2 protein-coding genes and 1 riboswitch are annotated in these 3,301 nt (G+C 76.1%); of the genes, one reads left to right on the top strand and one right to left on the bottom strand.

Annotated features, from left to right (window positions below; translation table 11 throughout):
- Positions 1-1,277 (bottom strand): glycosyltransferase family 4 protein (locus HCN52_RS23080; protein WP_168090371.1); only part of this gene is annotated, 1,277 nt, incomplete at its 3' end.
- Positions 1,278-1,585: 308 nt separating this feature from the next.
- Positions 1,586-1,655: riboswitch (cobalamin riboswitch) on the top strand.
- Positions 1,656-1,790: 135 nt separating this feature from the next.
- Here HCN52_RS23080 and HCN52_RS23075 point away from each other — a divergent pair.
- Entirely contained in the window at positions 1,791-3,254 is a 1,464-nt protein-coding gene (locus HCN52_RS23075; protein WP_168090370.1) for an SCO2321 family membrane protein, read from the top strand.
- The last annotated feature ends 47 nt before the right edge of the window (positions 3,255-3,301 follow it).

The following is a 3,301-nucleotide window of genomic DNA, read 5'->3' as shown; positions in this document are numbered from 1 at the left end:
GTGTGCCGCAGCTCTGCCCGCGCCGCCCGGTAGCGCTCCACGGTTCCGCGCGCCGCCTGCTCCCAGGTGAACCGGGCGAGGACGCGGGCGCGACCGGCGGCGCCGATGCGGGCGCGCAGTTCGGGGTCGCCGAGCAGCCGGCCGAGTGCGGCGGCCAGCGCGGCGGGGTCACCGGGTTCGACGGCCAGGCAGGTCTCCCCGTCCGGGCCGGCGACCTCCGGGATGGCACCGCCGGTGGTGGCGACCAGCGGGGTGCCGGTGGCCATGGCCTCGGCCGCCGGCAGCGAGAACCCCTCGTAGAGCGAGGGGACGCAGGCCACTTCGGCGGAGCGCACCAGGTCGGCGAGCTGCTCGTCGGTGACGCCCTTGACGAACTCGACGGCGTCCCCGAGCCCGTGGGCGGCGAGCGCGTCGGTGACGGGGCCGTGCGAGGGGCGGTGCCCGACGACGACGAGGTGGGCCGCAGGGTGGTCGCGCCGCAGCTGTGCGAGCGCGTTCACCAGGTGCACCAGCCCCTTGAGCGGTACGTCGGCGCTGGAGGTGGTGACGATGCGTCCGGCGACCTCGGCCACGGCCGGCTCCGGGCGGAAGATCCGCGAGTCGGCACCGATCGGCACGACGTGCACGCGGTGCGGCCGCACGCCCAGGTCGTCGATGATCTGACGCCGGGACGAACCGGAGACCGTGAGGACCGACGGCAGCCGGCCGGCGACCCGGCGCTGCATCCGGGTGAAGGCGTACCAGCGCCGCTTGGAGAGGCGGGCACGGAACGTGCCGGCGGCGTCGATCTCCAGCTGCCGGTCCACGGACACGGGGTGGTGGACGGTGGTGACCAGCGGCAGGCCGAGCCGGTCGAGCCCCAGCAGGCCGTAGCCGAGGGTCTGGTTGTCGTGGACCACGTCGAACTCGCCGTGTCGCGCGGCGAGATGGCGTCGCGCGCGGAGCGAGAAGGTGAGCGGCTCGGGGAACCCCCCGGTGCGCATCGTGGCGACCTCCAGCGCGTCGACCCAGTCGCGGTACTCGCCGAGGCGGGGCGTGCGGAAGGGGTCCGGCTCGCGATAGAGGTCGAGGCTGGGCAATTCGGTGAGGGTGACGCCGGGTTGCTCGTCGAGCACGGGATAGGGCTGGGAGCCGATGACCTCCACGCGGTGGCCGAGCCGGGCGATCTCCCGCGAGAGGTGCCGGACGTAGACCCCCTGGCCGCCGCAGAAAGGATTCCCCTTGTACGTGAGGAACGCGATGTTCAGCGGTTCGTCCGCGCGGTCTCCAACGGTCACGCCCGCTCCCCTCTCGGCTGTGCGCCGGAGCGTAACCGTCCCGTTCCGAGTGGAACAAGTTCACGTTGGCCCGGCTACTCGTCGGTACGAAGATAGCCGCCGCCCCCGCGGCACCGAGCAGGGGCCACCGGTGATCCCCGCCACGGCGGGCCGCAACCGGGCGGCCGCCGCGCCCGCCCACCCCCGCCCGCCCGGGACCCGCGACCCGCGTCGGCCCGGCGGGGCGGTCCGGCGGAACACGCCACTCCACGCTCACGGCCGCCGGAAGGTGGCCGATACAGTGAGGCCGCACGACACGTCCCCGCGCGGGGGAAGCCGGTGCGAATCCGGCGCTGACCCGCAACCGTGAGCGGCCCCTGGCCCGCAGCCGGAGCACCCGCGCCGGGACAGCACTGGCTCCCGGCCGCGCGGCCGGAACCGTCGAGGAACACGGAGCCGAGCCCCGGTGCGCCGCGTCGCCCGTGCCGCGGTGGATCGAGCCGTCTCGGCCACCTGAGCGAAAGGCGACCGATCATGAAGCTGCGCCGTGGCGCGGCGGCCCTCACCGGGGCCGCCCTCCTGCTGGGGGCCGCGCCTGCCGCGTACGCCCAGGACGGCGGTGGCGCCGCCGAGGACGCCGGCCTGTTCGGGGAGAGCGACCCGACGTACGACGGGGTCTGGCGGCAGTCGCTCGCCGTCCTGGCGTTGCGCGCGGAGGACCGGCCCGTGCCGGAGAACGCAGTCGACTGGCTGCGGGCGCAGCAGTGCGAGGACGGTTCGTTCGCCGCCTACCGCGCCGACGCCGGCGGGGAGTGCGGCGAGGACGTCCTCGCCGAGTCCAACGCGACGGCGATGGCGGTGCAGGCGCTGACCGCCACCCGCGGCGCCGACGCCGAGGAGACCCGGGCCGCCCTGGGCTGGCTGCTGGACATACAGAACGAGGACGGCGGCTGGCCCTTCTCCCCCGGCGACCCGACCGACGCCAACTCCACGGCGGCCGTGGTCGGCGCGCTGGTGGCCGCGGGGGAGGACGTCGACGCGGTGACCTCCGACGACGGCTCCTCCGCCTATGACGCGCTGCGCGCACTGCAGCTGGGCTGCGACGCCGACGGCGGTGCGCCCGGCAGCTTCGCCTGGCAGCCGGACGGCGACTCCGGCGAACTCTTCACCAACGAGGCCGCGACGGTCGACGCCGCGCTCGCGATGCAGGGCAGCGGCGTGCTGGTGGACCCGGTCTCCGGGGACGAGCGGCCCGCCGCGACCGAGTGCGGTGCCGACGCGGGCGCCCTCCCCGAGGACGAGGCGCCGCGGGCTGCCGCCACGGCCGTGGCGGAGCTGCTCGACGGCGAGGAGGGCGCGTTCGTGCCCAACCCGTTCGCCGACGGGGACCCCGACGTGGGCGCCACCGCCCGGGCCGTGCTGGCACTCGCGGCGGGTGGCTACGGCGGCGCGACCGAGGAGCCCCTCGCGTGGCTCGCGGAGAACGCCCAGGAGTGGACGGCCGGCAGCCCGGCCGCGCTCGGCCAGCTGATCCTCGCGGTCCGTGCGGGGGACGGCGACCCGGCGGAGTTCGGCGGCACCGACCTCACCGCCGATCTGGTGGCCCTCGCGCCCGAGGCCGACACGGCAGAGGACGGCACCGACGGCGGCGAACCGGCGTCGGACGCCGAGGAGGACGGCGACGGCGGTTCGACCGCCGGTACCGTGCTGCTGGTCGTGGTGGGCCTGCTCGCGGGAGCCGGCATCGGGCTGCTGCTCGCGATGCGGGGCCGCTCCGGCCGTCGCGGCGGTGCCGCGTCGGGTGGCACGGCGACGGACAGCGGCACCGCGGCCGGCTCCACCGCCGACGACCACCGCCAGGGGTGGGGGAACTCCTCCGACGCATCCGACTCCTCCGGCTCCTCCGACTCCTCCGGCTCCTCCGGTTCCTCCGACTCCTCCGGCTCCTCCGGTTCGGACAGCTCCGGTGGCGACTCCGGTGGCGGTGGCGGCGACTGATGCGCAGCGCCGTTCCGGGCGCCCGGTGGCCGGCCCGTGCGCCGGCC

Origin of the sequence: Streptomyces bohaiensis (assembly GCF_012033785.1) — a bacterium.
GTDB classification, from domain to species: domain Bacteria; phylum Actinomycetota; class Actinomycetes; order Streptomycetales; family Streptomycetaceae; genus Streptomyces; species Streptomyces bohaiensis.
Note: the sequence above shows the minus strand (reverse complement) of the source record. Positions and strands in the feature narration are given on the sequence as shown.